Raw genomic sequence first — 19,033 nt, 5'->3', positions numbered from 1 at the left:
GAGATCTGGGAGAGCCTCGATAGAAGTGTCATGTAGAGAGAAAGTCCTGTTGCAACGTTCACGAAGAAGAGCCTGGACGCTGCTTTTTCAATCGATTGGCCCGGAATCGAGCGAGCTGCTTCGCCGTTGGCAGTTTCCAATACGCGACGTCAGCCAGCACCTTTTCTACTTCATCCTGATCTTCCCCCTCCTGCAGTTCTTGGCTGTACTTACTGCAAAGCATTTGACGCACTTGCGCCGCTTCTTTAAATACGTTGGGCTCAAAAGAATACAGGAGTGCCCACGCTAAGTCTTCGTCCTTATCTGCATACCGACTTCCCAAGCGGTCTAAACCCACGACGAGCTTGGTCAGGAAGGCGAGCGCCTGCAATGCTTCTTCTTCGGTGAATTCTTTCATAAAGGGGGGAAGTGGGTTTTCCCTTCAAGTAAGCAATAGATAAGGTAGCTTCAACCCTTCCCGTGTCCTAGAAAGGCCGTGGCTGTTGCAAAAGTCTAGCCCTCGCTGAAAACAGGGTGTTTGAACCACGAATCCCTTCCCACAAGCGGCGCTTACTTACGCCTTTTAGCCGCGAGGAGTCGCCCGGGCGACCCAGTAGATTTTCTCTGCAGGGTTTTACAACAGCCACGGCCCTCACGTTCACCAGCGAATCTCAGAAAGGAGTGCAGTAGCAGTCGAAGCCACAACGGCCGCTTCTCCACGGTAGAAATGGCTACCAGCCTTCTTCCTCAACTCCGCTGGCACCGCCCCGGCAGGCATGGCGTTAGCGCACCAAGCTCAGCTTGAGGCCAAATTCGGGCATGAAGTGAAGGGGGAAGCGATAAAACGTCACCTGGCCCGTGGTGGGCTCATAGCGCCCGCGCCGCTGATTGGCCACTCCGCCGCCCACGTAGGCATCCACCAAGCCGTGCCCGCCCAGGCGCCGCTGCAGGCCCCAGACGGCCGTTAGGGTCGAGTAGTCATAGCCCACCTGCCCGCCCCCCGGGCGGGAGCGGAAATAGTACCAGTGGCTGGTGGATTGCAGCCCCAAGTAGTTGCCGGTAAAGGGCCCATGGGCCCGCCCCTTGAGCCGGCGCTTCTCCTGGTTATAATAGCGCCGCAGGCCGAGCTCGCCGCCCAGCTCGTGCAAGCGCACCGCCGGCCCGTCGTAGAAGCGACCACCCCCGACGATGAAGCCGCTGAACCCATTCACGTACAGATTCCACCCAGGCCGCAGCACCCCTTCCGCCCCCAAGACCACCGGCACGGTCCAGCCCCCATAGCCGACCCAAGTGAAGCCGCGCGTCAGGCCCGTGCCCAGCTTGAGCAGCAGGGGCCGGGTAGCGGCCGCTGAGGGAGCGGTCCTCGCCGAATCGGGGGGAGCAACTTGGGCGGCGGCCGGAGCGGCCAGGGCGAGCAAGACGACCAGTCGGCCCAAGAAGATAGCTTGTGTCATAGAACAGGATACTTATATAGAAGTAGAGCTATAACTATGCCGTTGATTAAATATTGCTCGACGTGCGGGACCAGGGGGGGCGCCGCTTCCCTTCGCCTAGGGTTGGAGCCAGTACCTGCTGAAAGGCCTTTTGGTTAGCATAATGGCCATTATTGGACTTCACCCGATGCATTCAGCGTTTCCCTAGTAACAAAATGAACTGGATAAAAATAGGGTTTGGTATTGCTTCGCTGGCCGTAGGAACGAAGTGGTTCATCCATTTACTGACACCCGCTCAGCGAGCTCGACTGCGGGCAGATTGGTTCTTACCCAAGGATAATTATGTCAAAGAGATGTCTAACGCCACCGGCCTCATTATTTTAGGCATTGGCCTGATTATACTCGGTTTAACTGATTCAGAGTAGATAACTGGGTTGAGTCGTGTTAAAGAATACTGATTTGCACATACTTAAATCAGTATTCTTTAACATAAACGACCTTATACGACCTTATTAGCTGTTACTTAATGCGAGACCACCGTCTATAACCCAGGCGGCCAGCGGTGATGAGACCAATTACAAGCGGTGGGAGTACACTCAAGGTCAATAAAACAGGCCACCAAATGACCGCTACCCAAGCATAATAGAAGCCGAATCGCCCTAGTGTATACACCAAGTTTGTCGTGTAGTCCTCATTAGCTATCATATCCCCTACGGCACCAAGAGCACCTACTGTCAGCCAGAGAGCAAGGCCGATTAGAAACGAGTTACGTAGGGTTTTTACGGTCTGACGCATAGGCAGGCTTTAAAGTAGCACTGTGACGGGTAGAACGTCCTGCTCAAGCTACATTCTATTTCTAAACTCTGTCCCTTAACATAAAGTAAGTTATACCCGACACCTCGGAAAAGTAGTAGTTTGATTCCAGCGTAATGTGCGTTCTTGTTCTAGCACTTTAGCTGCCCAACTCTACGATGACCAAGACACCTGCCTGCCCATTAGTCGTTTACGGTGAAACCACCGGTGGACCCGTTTGTATATCCTCTCTGGAGGCCGCCAACCAGTGGGCAGGAAGTGACCATGAAGGGAGTTTATATGGGGCGGTGATAGAGAGCATAGGCACTGCGGCCTTCTTCCGCTTCAGCCAAGACTACGCTTTCTTCAACTCGGAGACGGGCAATTTTGCCCTTTTCAAATCTGATGAGGCCTTAGTGTTAGTCGAGATTGTTTCGCTCGAAGAAGACGCCGTTCTCCCCTGGAGGGGGATTGAGTTCAACATTCTACCCCAGACGCATGCTCCGGTGCAACTGCAGGGTCTTACCTGCTTCTTTGACTCCAGTCAGTCAATTCAAGCCCGTATTCTCCCTCAAGAATCAATCTATGCCATAGGGCATAGCAACGTCTGGAATACAGTGGTGCTGGAGTGCGACTACCAAGCCGTTTGTGAAGTCGTGTTTGAATCGGATACTATGCACTTAGCAGGCATTTGCTTTCTGAAGAAGGAAGCATAAGGATAGATTTTGGACGCACAGAATACAAGTTCTGGTAGATCTGATGGAAAATAAGGACTGATAAGCAGGGTCTTATCGATCTCTATACGGGAGGGTGTACAGTGGTTGAACGCTCCTTGAATATCTGTACAGCGTCAAAAGTCCGTACTGATAAGGCCAGGGTATCGGTACTTGTTGATTAATTGGCATTTTACAAAGGGACATTTTTTAAATGTCTAATATAGTTGGCCTCTAACTATGGCCTTTCTCACTCTGTTTCAGTGTCGATAAGCTTAGGGCTAGATCCCCTAAGACAGCGGGTTTACTTCATGTTTATACCCCTGTTTTTCATGCCCTTGCTTCCATTTAGTAGCAGCTAATGCCTTTTCTTGCCTGCAGTGATTGCCTCTGATAAGTACCTATTCTCATGGGTCACCCATGCATATCAAATTATTAGAATATAAAATAGCTAAGGCGTGAGTTGGTTTAGTAGCTTTACGAGTTGAGTTGAACTATGTCGTGCTACTATGCTGCCTTATTACCCTTTGTTACGATCCCTTTTTCCTAGTACACGACCTTTATCTCTCTTCTTATTGCCTCATCTATTTACGCCTTATCTGCGCCTACTCTTGCTGCTGGTCCTGCTGCATGTGGCAGGGACCACGCAGGCGCAACTACCTGCCGCGCCCCAGGTGGTAAGCGTCACCCCCACCCGCAATGCGACGTCGGTCGCGGTGAGCACTGATCTAACGATCACTTTTTCCCGGCCGATGCAGGCAACGACGGCCTCCGCGGCCGGATTGCGGGTGTATAGCGCCCAGCGCGGAGGCCTGCTCGAAGGCACGTACAGTGGTGGGGGCACGAGCGTTGTGGGGTTCACCCCCGCCCGCGCGCTGCGGGCCGGGGAAACACTCCAGGTAGCGATACCCAAAGCCGCCCAGGATGCTGGCGGCACCGCGTTGAGTCAAGCGTATAGCTACCAGTTTACCACCCGCACGGCACCTTCCGCGGGCACGTTTGCCTCCCCTGGCGTCCTGCCCCCTTCGGCCCCTTCTACCTATGGTATCACCTCGGCCGACTACAATGGCGATGGCTTCCTGGATCTGGCTAGTTGCAGCCAGGGCAGCACGAGCAAACTCCAGGTACGCTTCGGACAGGGCGACGGTACGTTTGGCAGCGCCGTTGACTACGCGATGGGCGCGTCCTATTATCTGACGTCGGCCGACCTGGACAACGACGGCGACCTGGATTTGGTAGTGGGCAACTATGGGCAGTTGGTAGTCATGCAAAACAATGGGAGCGGCGTATTCACAACGCTCCGCGGGTTTCCGACGGCCAGCGATGTGCGCACTATGGCGACGGCTGACTTTAATGGTGACGGTAACCTGGATATAGTAGTAGCCTGCGCCGCATCGGGCCTCGTATGGGTGCATTTCGGGCAGGGCGACGCTACCTTCACCATCACGGGGAGCACCTATTTCACCGTGAGCGCCCCGGTAGGGGTAGCGGTGGGGGACGTAGACGGTGATGGCGACTTGGATTACGTGACCGCCACTGCCCAGAGCAATCGGGCGTTTGTGCGCCTCAACGATGGCACGGGCACCTTTACGGCCGGGGCTACGCTGACCGTTGGATTCCAGCCTAACAGCATTGCCCTGGGCGACCTGAACGGCGACGGAGCGCTGGACGTGGTGACGGCCAATCAGAACAGCAGCACCGTATCCGTGCTGCTGAACACGAACGCCGGCACCGGCGCTTTCCAGGCGGCTACGACGCTGAACACGGGCAGCACACCCACTGACGTGAAGCTGGGCGACGTGGATGGGGACGGCGACCTCGACCTAGTGGTGAGTGGCAATACCCGCGACGTGCGGCTCAACAACGGCAGTGGGCTATTCAGCGCCGGCCCGATTATTTCATCTGGAGCGTACTACGCAGCGCTGGCCGACGTGAATAACGACGGGACGCTGGACTTGCTGGGCGGCTCCAGCTCATCGCCTACCGGCGGCACCAGCAGCATCGGTGTGTACCTGAATGCAGCCACGCCAACGCTGGCCAGCTTCAGCCCAGCGAGCGGCCCCATCGGCAGCACCGTCACGCTAACGGGTACCAACCTGGCGGGCACCACGCAGGTAACCTTCAATGGCCGGCCGGCGGCCAGCTTCACCGTCAACTCGTCCACGTCCGTAACGGCCGTAGTGCCGGCGGGCGCAACCAGCGGGCGTATCGGTGTCACGACGCTGCCGGGAATGAGCGCTACCAGCGTTACCAACTTCACGGTTGCTGCCCCCGTCGTGATCAGTCTTAGCCCGACGCAGGGGCCGGCCGGCACCGTTGTCACGGTGACGGGTACGGGTTTTTTGGAAGCTACGCAGGTAACGTTTGCGGGCACGGCCGCTGCTGGGTTTGTGGTGAATGCGGCCGGTACGCAATTGACGGTTGCGGCTCCGGTTGGCGTGCGCACCGGCCCGGTGGTGGTAACAACCCCCAATGGGACCAGCAATGGGGTGCCGTTTACGGGCGCGCCAATGCTAAGCAGCATTTCGCCGGCCTTTGGACCAGCTGGCACGGTGGTGACGCTGACGGGAGCCGGGCTTCTTAACGCCAACGCCGTTACGTTTGGCGGGGTGGCGGCGTCGGGCTTCACGGTAAATGCGGCCGGCACGAGCCTGAGTGTGAGCGCCCCCGAGGGTGTGCTCTCCGGGCCCGTCTACGTGACTACCCCTACGGCGTGAGCAACAGCGTAACCTTCACGGGAGCCCCGGTCATTACGTCGTTTTCGCCAGCCTCGGGGCCGGCGGGCACCCGGGTGACGGTGCAGGGTCTCAATTTGGCGGGTACCAATCAGGTGACGTTTGGCACGGCCACGACTACGGCATTTGCCGTCAGCTCGGCCACCCAGCTCTCGGTGACGGTGCCCAGTGGGGCCAGCAGCGGGCCCATCCAGGTGCGTACGCCGGCCGGCACGGCCGTAAGTACCACGGCCTACACTATCCCGGCCCCGGTGCTCACGGCCCTGTCCCCGGCCAGCGGCCCGGCTAACATCGAGGTAATTATCACCGGCACTGACCTGAGCGACGTGACGGGCGTCACATTCAACGGCGTAGCCGCCAGCTTTTTTTTCGCTAACTCAGCTACTTCCGTTTCCGTTTACGCGCCGAACGGAGTGACGACGGGACCGGTGGTGGTGACCACGCCGGGCGGGCCGAGCAACGGACTGCTATTTACGGCGGCCCCGGTGCTGAGTAGCTTTAGTCCCACCGGCGGCAGCCCCGGTACCGTCGTCACCCTGACGGGTCAGAACTTGACCGACGCCACCCAGGTGAGCTTCAACGGCGTGGCGGCCGCCAGCTTCACTGTTGTGTCGGCCACGCAGCTTACCGCCACCGTGCCCGCCAGCGCCAGCAGCGGCCCCATCCGGGTGACCACGCCGGGGGCACGGGCGCCAGCCGCAATTCGTTCTTCGTCACCGCGCCGGTGCTGACGGCCATCGCGCCCCCCGCCGGTCCGGCCGGTACGGTCGTGACGTTGACCGGCAGCGACCTGCTGCAGCTGACGGGCGTGACGTTCAACGGGGTGGCCGCCCCGGGCGCCACCGTCGATGCCACCGGCACGCAGGTGACGGTGACGGCCCCCGCTGGCGTCTCGACCGGACCGGTCGTGGCAACGACGAGCGCGGGCCGGAGCAACGGGCTGCTATTTAGCAGCGCCCCAACCCTGACGGCGCTCAGCCCGGCCTTTGGGCCGGCCGGCACGCCGGTCACCCTCACGGGCACGGGCCTGGCGGGCACCACGCAGGTGACGTTCAATGGCACGGAAGCCCCGGGCTTTGTGGTGAATGCGGCCGGCACCAGCCTGACGGTGACGGCCCCGGCGGGCCTGACCACTGGCCCCGTAGTAGCGGCCAACGTCTACGGCCCCGGCAACGGCCTGGTGTTTACGCTGCCTCCTACTATTAGCACCCTGAGCCCGGCCAGCAGCCCCGTCGGCAACAGCGTGGTCGTGACCGGCACCGACCTGCTGGGCGCTACCCGGGTAAGGGTGAACGCCACGACCGCGGCCAGCTTCACGGTCAACTCCGCCACGCAGCTCACCTTCGTGGTGCCGGCTGGTGCTATCAGTGGCCGTGTGCAAGTAACCACCCCCGCCGGCACGGCCATCAGCCCCACCAACCTAGTAGTGCCGGCCCCGGTGATCACTACGCTCTCGCCCAGCGCCGGCCCGTTAGGTAGCTCGGTGAGTATTGCGGGCAGCAGCCTGCGCGATGCCCGCCAGGTAACGTTTAATGGTACTCCTGCTGCCGGGTTCGTGGTAAATACGGACGGCACGCTGCTGACGGTAACGGTGCCCGCCGGGGCTACGACTGGCCCGGTAGTCGTAACCGCCCCCAACGGCGTGAGCAACGGGCTCACGTTTACGGTTGGCCCCACGATCACTAGCCTGTCCCCGGCGTTTGGGGGCCAGGCACTCAAGTTACGGTGGCAGGCAGCAACTTGGCGGGCACCACCCAGGTGACGTTCAACGGCACGGTGGCTCCCGACTTTATGGTGAATGCGGCGGGTACCAGCCTGACGGTGGCGGCGCCAGCCGGCGTCACGACCGGACCGGTCGTGGTAACGGCTGCGGGCACGGCCAGCAACGGCGTCCTCTACACGGCGGCCCCGGTTATTACTGCTTTCACCCCCGCCAGCGGGCTGATTGGTACCCGCGTCACCATTGCGGGCACCGATCTGAATCTACCTACCCGGGTACTTTTCAATGGCGTGTCCGCCACGTTCACAGCGGGCTCGGCCACCCAGTTGACGGCCACCGTGCCCGTGGGCGCTAGCACGGGCCCCGTGCAAATAGTGACTGCGCACGGCAGCGGCATTAGTGCTGCCAACTTTACGGTACAAGCCCGATGCTTACAGCGGCAACTCCCGCGGCCGCGCCCGTGGGCGGCACGGTTACGCTGACGGGCACTAACCTGCAAGGCACCACCGGGCTCACCTTCGGGGGCGTGGCGGCTCCCGGCTACACCTTGAATGCCGCCGGCACCAGCCTGACGGTAGCCGTGCCGGCTGGGGCTACCAGCGGACCACTGGTGCTCACGGCCCCGCACGGCAGCAGCAACGGCCTCGACTTCGCAGTGCTGCCAGCCATCACGGGGGTAACCCCCGCCCCGGCCGGGGCGGGCGCCCCGGTGACCATCACGGGGACGACGTTTGGTGGCACTACCCAAGTGAGCTTTAACGGCGTGCCGGCCACGTTCACCTTGGTATCGGCCACCCAACTGACGGCGGTGGTGCCGGCCGGGGCCACTAGTGGCCCGCTGCTTGTAACCACGGCGGCCGGCCCCAGCGCCGCGTTTGCCTTCGCGGTGCCGCCCGCCGTCGTGCGGCTTACGCCAGCCGGCAACAGCCTGAACGTGCTGCCCGGCACCGGCGTCACGGCCAGCTTCTCGCGGGCCGTGAATGCGGCGACGGCCGGACCGGCGGGGCTCCGCCTGTTCGGCAGCCAGTCGCTGGGGTTGCTGCCGGGCACTTACGCGGGCGGCGGCACCAGCATGGTTTCCTTCACCCCCAGCCAGGCGTTGCGGGCTGGCGAAGCCATCCAGGCCACGGTGCTAGCCGGCGCGGCCGCCGCCGATGGCACGCCGGTGACCCGGCCCTACGTCGCCCAGTTCACCCTGGCTACTGGCCCGGCACCGGGCACCTTTGCGGCCGGCAGCCAGTACCTGGCTACCACCGGTAGCACACAGGGCGTGGCGGTGGGCGACTTTGACCGCGACGGTTACCCCGATGTGGCCGCCTCTAGCGGGCGCACCAGCCCCACGGCCTTCCTCACCATCTACTACGGCGACGCCACTGGCACTTTCGCCCGCAGTTACAGTGGCATGCTGGGGGCGGCCACGTACCTGACCAGCGTCGACGTCGACAACGATGGCGACCTGGATTTGCTGGCCACGATGCCGGCGGGCGGCGCCGAGGTGTGGCGCAACGACGGCCTCGCGGGCTTCCGCTTTCAGACTACCGTGCCGACCCCTAATTCGCGCATGACTGCGGCCGCCGACCTGAACGGCGACGGCAACCAGGACCTAATCATTAGCTGTAATCTCGGGGGCGCCTACAGCTGCCTGGGGCGAGGCAACGGCACCTTCGGGCCAATCACATCCTTAATCACCGCCCGGGTACTGGGGCTGGCGGTGGGCGACGTGGACGGCGACGGCGACTTGGACTTGGCGATAGCCAGTGCCAATAACAATTACGTAGCCGTGCGCCTCAACGACGGTACCGGCAGCTTCGCAGCCCCCGTGCTGGTGCCGGTGGCCAACACCCCCAGCGCCGTGGCCCTGGGCGACGTGACGGGCGACGGGGCCCCCGACCTGCTGGTGGCCCAGTACGACTACGGGGTTACGGCGGGGCAAAGCTCAATGGTGCTGCTGACCAACAACGGCACCGGCACCTTCACGGCGGGCGCGCCGGTGAGCATCGGCGGCCACCCCCGCGACCTTAAGCTGGGCGACGTGGACGGCGACGGCGACCTGGACGCGGTGACAGTGAACGAAGCCTCCGCCAGCGCCTCGGTGTGCCTCAACCAGGGGCAGGGCTCGTTTGTACTCACGACCACAGTGCCAGTCGGCAGCGGCCCGACTAGCCTGGTGCTGGCCGATCTAGACGGCAACCACACCCTGGACTTGGTGGCGGCCAACTCGACCAGCACCGCCGCCCAGGGTGCTCTGCTCGTGTTCAACAAGCCAGCCCTGTTCATGTGGACCGGGGCCGTCAGCGCTGACTGGAATACGGCCGGTAACTGGCAGGGCAATGCCGTCCCTACTCGTTCCGACGACGCCTCGATTCCTGCTGGTCTGACGACCTATCCCGTCGTGGACCAGGGCCGCATTGCCGTCCACAGCCTCACCATTGCGGCAGCGGCTCAGTTTACCGTGAATACCGAAGCCACCGTGGAGGTGTTGGGGAACTGGCAGAACCACGGTACCACCACCTTGCCCGGCGCCGTGGTATTCCGCGGGGAGGGAGTCCAAACGGTCGGCGGCACCGCGTTGACTCGTTTCGGCACGCTGGAAGTAAATAAACCCACCGGGGCGCTGACCTTGGAGCAGGCTGCGGTGGTGACGACGGAGTTAATCATGCGCACCGGGGCGTTAGTGACCAATACGCACGAGTTGACCACGACCGGCGCGACGCTACGGGAAAGTCCGGAGAGCTACGTGCTGGGCACTACGCTTAGCACGGCCCAGCTAACGACGGCCGGCATGAGCTACGACTTCGGGGATCTGGGCCTGGTGCTCACCCCCCGCGGGGCCATTTTGCCGGGGGCAACGACGGTGCGCCGCCTGACGGGCACGAGCCTATCCGGGCAGGGTTCCGGGAGCACCGTGCTGCGCTCCTACGACATTGAGGCCGCCACCAATAGCGGCTTAGATGTCGTGCTGCAGTTTGGCTATTTTGATTCGGAGCTCAACGGCCTGGCGGAAGAAGGCCTCACCCTGCTGCGCTCCGCCACGGGCCCAGCCGGGCCCTGGGAGGCCGTTGCGTCGCTGAGCCAGAATACCACGGCCAATACGGTTACGGCCAGCGGGGTGGAGCATTTTTCCATTTGGACCCTGAGTCAGCGTACGAATCCGTTGCCCGTGGAGCTGGTGCGCTTTACGGCCGAGGCCAAGGGGAACGATGCGCTGCTGCGCTGGACAACGGCGCAGGAAAAAGACAACGCGGCCTTTGTGATTGAAAGTAGCGTCGATGGGCGTCGCTTTCGCGCAATCGGCCGGCAAACCGGGCAGGGGACGCGTACCCAAGCCACAGCCTATCAGTTTTTGGATCGGGATCTACTACGCTATGACGCCCCGGTGATTTACTACCGCCTGCGGCAGGTAGATACGGATGGCCGGGAAACGGTGCTGCCGGTTCGCGCCGTACGCGTCGTGCAGGCTGCCCCAGAATTCCGCGTGTACCCCACCGTCGTGGCGGATGGCCATTTGCGTTACCACTATGATGGTACGTTCTCCGCAGATGCAACCCTGACGGTATATAATACAACCGGCCAACTCCTGCTGCGCCAGCAAGGCCCCACGCTGGGGACGGGCGACGTCGCCTTGCCCGTCTTGCCAACGGGCTGGTACCTAGTACATTTAACTACTCAGGGAAAGCACTACACCGAGCGCTTTTATCGACCGTAAAGCCACCGTAGGTAGTAGCCCAGAGCCCGTCACCTTCCTCTACCTTACCAGTGACCGGTAGGACTAGCGACTCTAGCCTACCTACCTACGCCTGAAAAAAGGAAGCGACAGCAGGGGCCCTGCTGTCGCTTCCTTTTTTCAGGCGTAGGTAGGTAGGCGAAGTGCGGGGAGAGGCGTCGAAGTAGGCTAGTTGTTCCAGGTATAGTTTCAGCCAGTGTCTATTATAAGGATCCTTTTCCGGGTAGCGTCTCGCTGGCGCCGCGCTCGGCTGTCACGGTTATTTTTTTGGGGCCGGTACGGCGCAAAAATGGGTATCCACGCGATCCAGCCCTAAAATGCCCCCTATTATCGCTCCCCCACGCCTGTTTTTAACCCCTTCGGAGGCCTAGGTAGGGGTTTCAGACAGGTTTCAGACACCTTTCAGGCAGGTTAGGGCAGAAGGAGCTACCCGCCAGTGCGCCTTTTGCGGACAAGAAGGGGGTGACGGTTCCCCGTTCTTCGTTTCCCCAACCCACCCGCTCGGGGGACAGCATTTCCGCTTCGCGCTTCGTTTCTTTATTAGGCCGGTGCGAGCGCAAAAACCGGTTTCCAAGCTGTCCATCCCTAAAATACCGTGAATTACCGCCCAAATACCGCCGATAAGGCACCCTTTTCAGGTGGTTGAACAGGTTATCTGCTTGTTTTAAACCGGTTTAAAACAGGTTTAAAACCTAGGGCGGCGGAAGGAGTCACCCGCCTTTTTGTTTCCTCTGTGCTCTCCGCTGTGCAGAAGGCCGCCCATCCCGCGCCTGTCCACATATGGGTCATCCTAAAAAAGGAGGGTTTTCGTAGACGCAACGGCCTCGGCGTAACGGCTCGTTACATAGGCTCAGTTATCAGTTGGCAAGTCTCATTGTGTCGTCTCGCAAATCAATGTCCTACGGTAATCGAATCCGTTGACTTAGTGGGACATGATGATTGGAGCTTGACGAACTACCTCTTTTTATCCTGCCGAACGCCAGAGCAGCCGCAACACACGATTGCCCTCGCTACCCCCAGAGAAAGGATTATATTTCATACTATTTATCTATTCAGAAAAGGGCATGCAAAGGCCCCGCAAACTGCGGTTTGCGAGGCCTTTGCGGGCGGCAAAAGTATGCAAGAAAGGGTCGTTTTTTGGAGGATTTACGGCGGCGTGCCGGGCCTTCGAGCGGCAGCCCCCTGCCGGGCCTGCAAAGAGAGCTACGATGACCAGCAGATGATACTGTGGGACCCCGGGAAGAGGCGCCTGGGGTAAAACGCCGAGGCAGCGTGGCACGTTATACCCCGACACGCCCGTCTAACTCCTTCCCATGCCTGCCCTCCTTGGCACCCTGCGCACTGGCACCAGCGGCATCGTCGTGCCCGGCCCGAAGGCCACCTTTCCCCAGGCCTACCAGGCGACGAGCCGCCTCACCTACTATGCCACCCTGTTTAACTCGGTGGAGATGAACAGCACCTTCTACCGCATCCCCCAGCCCAAAACGTTTGCGGCCTGGGCCGCGGAAACCGGCCCTGCGTTTGACTTTACCCTCAAGCTGTGGCGCGATATCACGCATACCAAGGCGCTGGCCGAGGACCTCTCCGGCCTTGTCCGCTTTCTCGAGGCCGCACGGGAGTTGGGCCCCAAAAAGGGATGCCTGCTCCTTCAGTTCCCGCCCAGCAACACCATTCGCCAGCTCAACGCGGTCAGTGCCCTCTTGCAGGCGCTGGCCGCGGCAGACCCCGCCCACGAGTGGCGCAAAGCGGTGGAGTTTCGCCACCCCAGCTGGTATGCCGAGGATACGTTTGAGATGCTGGACCACCACGGCGCCAGCCTCGTGCTGCACGACAAAGGGCCCGCCCGAAACGCCCGGCTCAACGAGGGGGCAGACGTTGTCTATCTGCGCTTCCACGGCCCCCAGGGCAACTACCGAGCGTCCTACGAGCGCGACTTTCTGCACGACCAGGCCGAGCAGATACACGATTACCTCCAAGAGGGGAAAGACGTGTATGCCTACTTCAACAATACCATGGGCGCCGCGTTTGACAATGCCCAAGACCTGCAGCGGCTGGTAGCGGAGCGGGCGTGAGCCGTACGACGCGCGTCCGGGGGCAGGGGGCGCTGGTTTTTAGGGCCAGGCCGTGGTAAACCACGGCGCGGGCCTGTCTGGGTAAACTCTCCTTTCCGTGAACCCCTAGCATCTGGCCAGCACCAGGTGCCAACTGGCCATTGCAGGGCTGGAGGAGTGTACGAAACTCGTCTACGATTCAAAGTTTACGAAACTCGAAACTAGGTGCTTTCCCGGGCTCGGGCAAACAGGATTTTGGCAGCAGCAGTACCGCAAGGGCCGCAACACCTCCTGCCGGGGCAACCCAACCGAGCGGTACACCCGCCTGCTGGCACTCGCCAAACGAGGGGCCGCCGTTGCGCCTGGATGGCGGCAGAGGCTACCTGGTTGTTGACTTAGCTTCTCCTTGGGAGTTGGAATCCTGGCTACGGATTAGGGAACCCCATACTGCGAGCAATCCCTATGGCTATGCCTATCAAATGTGGAGTTAGGTAGACTATGAGACGTCCCATATTCTTAGCTGCTGAATTTAGTTAGAAACAGTCAAGCGCAATAGTAACGGATTGCTAGCAAATAGCGAGGGCCCTCTAATGGGACAAGAAAAGGAAAACGGCCTGCTGCGGGCTGGCTTCCTGCGCGGAAATTCCACTTAACATACCATACGTGGCTGTTGCAAAACGCCCAACGGTGCAGGTCTTAAGTCGCCTCAGCGACGAGAAGAGGTTAGCAAACCCCAAGGGAGGTCCCTGGTTGACAGCGGATAAAGCCTGAATAGCCGGTTGGCAGCCTACAGCCAGACTTTTGCAACAGCCACGGCCATTATACGACGGCTTGACAACCGAAAAGGAAGACGCAATGTCCGGCTTCTTTTCTTCGTGGCTTATCCTTAGAGACACGAATCCTGCGCTGTTCAATGCCTAGCTGACCCGCCTACTGTCGCCCGCCTGGAGCTGAAATTGGGTCCCGCCGCGGGGAGCGAAGTGTCTGGCCCGCCTAGGGTCATCATTCAGTGCGCAAGAGTTCCACCGAATGAGTACTCCTTTTGCGTATAGCCCTTACCCGCCCCCAGCGGGCCATCGGCGTGACTAGTCTATCTTGCCGTTCGTATCCTTTGTCTATCCCTACCAGATGGAACTACTCCTGATCCTGCTGCTGATCCTGCTTAACGGCGTCTTCTCCATGGCGGAGATCGCCCTGATCTCCTCCCGCAAGTCCAAGCTCGAGGCCCAGGCCAAGCAGGGCAGCAGTACGGCCCAGGCCGCGCTGGCCCTGGCCCAGGAGCCTACGCGGTTTCTCTCCACCGTGCAGATCGGCATCACCCTGATCAGCATCCTGACCGGCGTCTTCAGCGGGGCCGCCCTGACCACCCAGCTCGCCGGCCTCCTGGCCCGGCTGCCGGTACTGGCGCCCTTTGCCGATAACCTGGCCGTAGGGCTAATGGTCCTCTTCATCACCTACCTGTCCGTCGTGCTGGGCGAGCTGCTGCCCAAGCGCATTGGCCTCACGAACCCCGAGGGCATCATCAAGACCATGGCCGCGCCCATGGCCCTGCTCTCGCGCCTGACCTCGCCCTTCATCTGGCTGCTGACCGTCTCGAGTGACCTGCTGATCAAGCTGCTGGGCATTAAGACCCAACCCAGCCCCGTGTCGGAGGAGGAAATCAAGGCCCTGATCAAGGAGGGAGCCACGGAAGGCACCATCCAGGAAATCGAGCACGACATCGTCAAAAACGTGTTCAGCCTGGGTGACCGGCGGGTGGGCTCCCTGATGACCAGCCGCCAGGACATCGTCTGGCTCAACCTGCACGAGGACGTGGCCACCAACAAGCAGACGGTGCTCACCCGCAAGCAGTCGGCCTACCCCCTGGGCCAAGGGAGCCTAGATGAGGTGCGCGGCATGGTTTACCTGAAGGATCTGGTGGATGACCACCTGGACGCGCAACTGGGGCGCCTGGCCGAGCTGCAGCACGAGCCCCTGTTTCTGCCCGCCTCGAGCAAGGCCTACCACGCTTTGGAGTTGTTCCGGCAGCGGCGCGTGCACCAGGGCATCGTCGTGGACGAGTACGGCGGGGTGGTGGGCCTGGTCACGCTGGACGATTTGCTCGACGCGCTGGTGGGCGACATTTCCCCCGACTCCGCCGAAAACCCCGCTATTGTGGCCCGCGAGGACGGCTCGTTTTTGCTGGACGCGCACTTGCCCTTTGCCGAATTTGCCGAGCGCTTCCATATTCCGGCCGCCCAGCGGCGGGGGCTGGGCAGCTTCCACAGTGTGGGAGGCCTGGCGCTGCATGTGCTGAATACCTTGCCCCGGGCCGGGGAGCATTTTCTCTGGGAAGGCCACTACTTCGAGATTGTGGATGTGGACCGCAGCCACATCGACAAGATCCTGTTTCGGCCCAAGGACACGTAAGGCGAGGTGCGCCAGGCATCCGGTTCGCCCCGTTGACGGGTACTTGATAAAGCTCATCCCCTGGGATGAGCTTTGGCATGTGTAGGGGTGGGCGGGATTGGTACCTTTGAGTGGCAGCTGCGGGCACAGCGATCGGCTCTATGACGAAGGCCTTAAATAATGCTCTGAAAATCAATTGTTTAACCAAACAAAAATTACGTGTTGGCCGTCTTTAATGGGGTTGCTGTCCCTGCGGAAGCAACCTGACTTTCGGGGCTTTCGAGCCCTTTCCTGCCGGGCTAACATAGAAGCCTTTACCACCCACCCTTTCTTACTTTCTAGCTATGAAAACGATTCTTCCAATGAAAAAGATTCTTCCAATGAGAACGCTCCTACTCTCCCTGGCCCTGCTGACTGGCGCTACCGCCGCCCAGGCCCAATCCGCCGCCGGAGGCGGCTCCCGCTTCGGCTTTAAAGTGGGCGTGGTGGCCGCCACGCTGGCCGGCGACGACAAAGACTTCCAGGGCGACGTGCAAAACCGCTTTGGGTTTCTGGCCGGCCTGACGACCACCAAGGCCTTGGGCGTGGGCAGTCTGTTCGAGCTGCACCCCGAGCTGCTGTATTCCCAGCGCGGCTACCAGATCGACGACGTCTCCAAAACCACGTTCCACAATATCGATCTGCCGCTGCTGGCCCGCGTCAACGCCGAGGGCCTGGTGTTTGAGGCCGGGCCGCAAGTGGGCTACCTATTCGCCCGCAAGACCAAGTTCGAGGATGCGGCCACGCCCGACATCACCGCCCGGGGGAGCTCAACAAGCTGCTGTTCGGCTACATCTTCGGCGTGGGCTACCAGTTGGCCAGCGGCCCCAATGTCGGCATCCGCTACAACGGCGGCATCACCCGCCTCTATGACGGCGATGCCGCGCTCGCCGGGGGCAATAAGATTCGCAACTCGGTGTTTCAATTCCACCTGGGCTTCGACTTCCCCGGGGGCAACTAAGCCGCAGCCCTGCCCGTAAAAAAGCCCGATTTCCGCCCTGGAGATCGGGCTTTTTTTTTACTTTCTCCGTAGGGACTTTTGTGCCTCTTGCCCTCCCGAGCGCCGCCCTTTCACCCCCCACTAGCTTCTCTTAGTTGCCTTGGCACTGCCGGTTACCCGATCTTGCCTCCTGGAAGTAGCTACCCAGGGTTACGCAGGGTAACTCCTTCTCTTCCCAAGACGCTGGCAGCCCGGCTGCCCGGCACCTGCCGGGTGGCGGAGGCGCGGCTCGCCGGCAGATGCTTACCTTACGGGCTTTCCACGGCTCTGCTCCCCCACCTATGACGTCACTGGCCGCCTGCTTGCGCTACCTGCTCGCCGGGGTGGGGACCCTCGCGCTGCTGCTCACGCTGCTCTCCCTGGGGCCCGCCCCCGTCTGGTGGCTGGAAGTGCTTAAGTTTCCGCGCCTGCAGCTGCTGCTCACCCACGCGCTCGTGCTCAGCGGGCTGCTATTGCTGGGCCTGCCGCCCCCGCGCCGGGCCGGGCTGCTCTTGCTGCTGGGTACTGGCGTCGGGTTCGCCCTGCAGGCGTCCTTTCTGCTGCCCTACACGGCGCTCGGCCCAAAGACAGTACCCGACGCCCGCCCGGCCGCGGCGGCGAGCCCGGCGAACCGCGTGCGGTTACTTATTGTCAATGTGCTCATGGACAACCGCCACGCCGCGCCGCTGCGGCACCTGGTGCACCAGCTGCAGCCCGACGTGCTGCTCGCCCTGGAAACCGACGCGTGGTGGGTGCAGGCGCTGCGGCCCCTGCACGGGCAGTACCCGTACCGCGTCGAGCTGCCGCGCGCCAATACCTACGGCCTGGTCCTGTACTCGCGTCTGCCCCTGCAGCACACCCGCGTGGCGTACCTGGAGCACCCCGCCGTACCCTCGCTGCACACGCGCCTGCGCCTGCCCGATGGCCGCTGGATCAACTTCCACGGCGTGCATCCCCCGCCCCCGGTGCCGCTCGAGCACCTGGCGACCCGCGACGACTACCAGGATGCGACCCTGCTGCAGGTCGGCCAGCTGGTGCAGCAGCGGCCGGGCCCCGCCATTGTGGCGGGCGACTTCAACGATGTTTCCTGGTCGCATACCACTCGCCTGTTCGAGGCTGATGGCCGGCTGCGCAACGTACGCCTGGGGCGCGGCCTGTACAGCTCGTTTCGGGCGACTTCCTGGATTCTGCGCTGGCCCCTGGATCACATCTTTGTGACCCAGCAGTTCCGCTTAGTGACGCTGAGGCGGCTAAGAGACATTCACTCCGACCACTTTCCCATCTACGCCGAGCTCCTTCTGCCGGCCGCGGACGCTCCCTGAGCCCCGCAGCCCGTAGGCACCAGCTGGCAGGGGCGTTTTTTCCGTCACCGCGTAGGGCATGTACTAAAGGGAGTCGATCTCCCCACCGAGCGGCATCCACCGCGACAGTGGATGGGTCGTACCCCTTGACTCAGTCTCCTTCTCCCGGTGCAGGATTGCCCACCAGGAGGCGCTAGCTCGCTAGGGCAACCCGGGGCAGTAGCAACTTTATGGCTGGGCCCCTTGTACCGCAGCGACTTATTGGTGATAACAGACTTGCTTGCTTACCATAATGGCCATTATTGGAATTTGTAGAACGGCAGCGCCTCTTCGCTAGTGGGTAACCGAGCATCATTTCCCTGTTCGACGTGGCTGATGCAGGCTCTTTATCGCGGGGGGTGAGGCGGTGTTTTCTCCCCCTTTTGTGTCATAGCGCCGGGTGGGGAAGGGGCTTATCTTTGGCGCATGCAAACTCGCCTGCCCTTAGCCATCATCGAAGACCAGACGCCCATTCGCGACATGCTGCACCACTACCTGGGCGCGCAGCCCGAGTTTGAGTGCGTGCTGACGGCGGCGTCGATGGAAGATTTCTTTCGGCAGCTGCCCGCGCTCGGCACCCCCCGGCGCTGGTGCTCTCCGACATTGGCCTGCCGGGCCGCTCGGGCATCGAGGGCTTGCCTCTCATTCTGGCCCGGCTGCCGGGGCGCAGGTGCTCATGCTGAGCGTGTACACCGATGCGGCCCGCGTGTTCGAGGCCATTTGCGCGGGGGCGGTGGGCTACTTAGTGAAAAACACCCCGCTGCCCGTCATCAAAGCCAACTTGCTGGAGGTAGCCGCCGGCGGCTCGCCCATGTCGCCGGCCGTGGCGCGGCACGTGCTGCAAGCGTTTCGGCGGCAGCCGCCGGTGGCCGTGGCGGCCACCGCCGCGGCCCGCCTGACGCTCCGCGAGCAGGAAATTGTGACAGCCGTGGAAGAAGGCCTCAGCTACAAGCTCATTGCCGACGCCTTTGGCATCAGCCTCGATACGGTGAAGAACCACCTGCGGGCCGTATACCGCAAGCTGCACATCAACTCGAAAGGCGAGCTGCTGGCCCTGGCCCTGAAGCGGCAAGGCTGAAGGGTGTTCAATACGCCTATCCTTTCGTGACTTTGGGCTGGGTGAAAACCAGCGCGAGCTAG

The 19,033-nt window shown here is 61.5% G+C and carries 14 protein-coding genes; 12 read left to right on the top strand and 2 right to left on the bottom strand.

The features are described 5' to 3' along the window. Window positions 1-58 precede the first annotated feature (58 nt). Complete coding sequence (locus H9L05_RS21000) at window positions 59-397, bottom strand: hypothetical protein (RefSeq protein WP_187734471.1); 339 nt, start codon at window positions 395-397, stop codon at window positions 59-61. Between the two features lie 364 nt (window positions 398-761). Next, window positions 762-1,433 (bottom strand): hypothetical protein, encoded by a 672-nt coding sequence (locus H9L05_RS20995; protein WP_187734470.1) that lies wholly within the window; start codon window positions 1,431-1,433, stop codon window positions 762-764. Between the two features lie 194 nt (window positions 1,434-1,627). Between H9L05_RS20995 and H9L05_RS20990 the strand changes: the two genes are divergently transcribed. The 12 genes from H9L05_RS20990 to H9L05_RS20935 all read left to right on the top strand — a co-directional run bounded on the left by H9L05_RS20990 (window position 1,628) and on the right by H9L05_RS20935 (window position 18,971). Next, window positions 1,628-1,837, top strand: coding sequence for a hypothetical protein (locus H9L05_RS20990; RefSeq protein WP_187734469.1), 210 nt, complete (start codon window positions 1,628-1,630; stop codon window positions 1,835-1,837). 546 nt (window positions 1,838-2,383) lie between these two features. Next, complete coding sequence (locus tag H9L05_RS20985; protein ID WP_187734468.1) at window positions 2,384-2,920, top strand: hypothetical protein; 537 nt, start codon at window positions 2,384-2,386, stop codon at window positions 2,918-2,920. A gap of 572 nt (window positions 2,921-3,492) precedes the next feature. Continuing rightward, entirely contained in the window at window positions 3,493-5,634 is a 2,142-nt protein-coding gene (locus tag H9L05_RS20980; RefSeq protein ID WP_187734467.1) for an FG-GAP-like repeat-containing protein, read from the top strand. Continuing rightward, window positions 5,631-6,383 carry an IPT/TIG domain-containing protein gene (locus H9L05_RS20975; RefSeq protein WP_187734466.1) on the top strand — a complete coding sequence of 251 codons (753 nt, stop codon included), beginning with the start codon at window positions 5,631-5,633 and terminating at the stop codon, window positions 6,381-6,383. Before H9L05_RS20980 ends, H9L05_RS20975 begins: the two co-directional genes overlap by 4 nt. After that, window positions 6,377-7,414: an IPT/TIG domain-containing protein gene (locus H9L05_RS20970; protein ID WP_187734465.1), complete on the top strand. Its 1,038-nt coding sequence runs from the start codon at window positions 6,377-6,379 to the stop codon at window positions 7,412-7,414. Before H9L05_RS20975 ends, H9L05_RS20970 begins: the two co-directional genes overlap by 7 nt. After that, window positions 7,393-7,854 (top strand): IPT/TIG domain-containing protein, encoded by a 462-nt coding sequence (locus H9L05_RS20965; protein WP_187734464.1) that lies wholly within the window; start codon window positions 7,393-7,395, stop codon window positions 7,852-7,854. Before H9L05_RS20970 ends, H9L05_RS20965 begins: the two co-directional genes overlap by 22 nt. Then, window positions 7,800-11,078: a T9SS type A sorting domain-containing protein gene (locus H9L05_RS20960; protein ID WP_187734463.1), complete on the top strand. Its 3,279-nt coding sequence runs from the start codon at window positions 7,800-7,802 to the stop codon at window positions 11,076-11,078. The genes H9L05_RS20965 and H9L05_RS20960 overlap by 55 nt, the downstream gene beginning before the upstream one ends. A 1,331-nt stretch (window positions 11,079-12,409) precedes the next feature. After that, a complete protein-coding gene (locus tag H9L05_RS20955) occupies window positions 12,410-13,168 on the top strand; it encodes a DUF72 domain-containing protein (protein WP_187734462.1) in 759 nt (252 codons plus the stop codon). A gap of 1,107 nt (window positions 13,169-14,275) precedes the next feature. Then, window positions 14,276-15,556: a hemolysin family protein gene (locus H9L05_RS20950; RefSeq protein WP_187734461.1), complete on the top strand. Its 1,281-nt coding sequence runs from the start codon at window positions 14,276-14,278 to the stop codon at window positions 15,554-15,556. A gap of 359 nt (window positions 15,557-15,915) precedes the next feature. Further along, window positions 15,916-16,554 carry a porin family protein gene (locus tag H9L05_RS20945; RefSeq protein ID WP_187734460.1) on the top strand — a complete coding sequence of 213 codons (639 nt, stop codon included), beginning with the start codon at window positions 15,916-15,918 and terminating at the stop codon, window positions 16,552-16,554. Between the two features lie 301 nt (window positions 16,555-16,855). After that, window positions 16,856-17,875, top strand: coding sequence for an endonuclease/exonuclease/phosphatase family protein (locus tag H9L05_RS20940; protein ID WP_187734459.1), 1,020 nt, complete (start codon window positions 16,856-16,858; stop codon window positions 17,873-17,875). A gap of 694 nt (window positions 17,876-18,569) precedes the next feature. Beyond that, window positions 18,570-18,971, top strand: a complete 402-nt coding sequence (locus H9L05_RS20935; RefSeq protein WP_223285023.1) for a response regulator transcription factor — start codon at window positions 18,570-18,572, stop codon at window positions 18,969-18,971. Window positions 18,972-19,033 lie beyond the last annotated feature (62 nt).

The organism is Hymenobacter qilianensis (assembly GCF_014489555.1).
GTDB lineage: Bacteria > Bacteroidota > Bacteroidia > Cytophagales > Hymenobacteraceae > Hymenobacter > Hymenobacter qilianensis.
The sequence above is the reverse complement of the archived record's forward strand: the minus strand, read 5'-3'. Positions and strand labels throughout refer to the sequence as shown.

Coding starts and splice junctions, on each gene's coding strand:
- H9L05_RS20940 (WP_187734459.1), top strand. CDS start 16,856: ATGACGTCACTGGCCGCCTGCTTGCGCTACCTGCTCGCCGGGGTGGGG.
- H9L05_RS20990 (WP_187734469.1), top strand. CDS start 1,628: ATGAACTGGATAAAAATAGGGTTTGGTATTGCTTCGCTGGCCGTAGGA.
- H9L05_RS20985 (WP_187734468.1), top strand. CDS start 2,384: ATGACCAAGACACCTGCCTGCCCATTAGTCGTTTACGGTGAAACCACC.
- H9L05_RS20955 (WP_187734462.1), top strand. CDS start 12,410: ATGCCTGCCCTCCTTGGCACCCTGCGCACTGGCACCAGCGGCATCGTC.
- H9L05_RS20945 (WP_187734460.1), top strand. CDS start 15,916: ATGAGAACGCTCCTACTCTCCCTGGCCCTGCTGACTGGCGCTACCGCC.
- H9L05_RS21000 (WP_187734471.1), bottom strand. CDS start 397: ATGAAAGAATTCACCGAAGAAGAAGCATTGCAGGCGCTCGCCTTCCTG.
- H9L05_RS20995 (WP_187734470.1), bottom strand. CDS start 1,433: ATGACACAAGCTATCTTCTTGGGCCGACTGGTCGTCTTGCTCGCCCTG.
- H9L05_RS20950 (WP_187734461.1), top strand. CDS start 14,276: ATGGAACTACTCCTGATCCTGCTGCTGATCCTGCTTAACGGCGTCTTC.
- H9L05_RS20960 (WP_187734463.1), top strand. CDS start 7,800: ATGCTTACAGCGGCAACTCCCGCGGCCGCGCCCGTGGGCGGCACGGTT.
- H9L05_RS20935 (WP_223285023.1), top strand. CDS start 18,570: ATGCTGAGCGTGTACACCGATGCGGCCCGCGTGTTCGAGGCCATTTGC.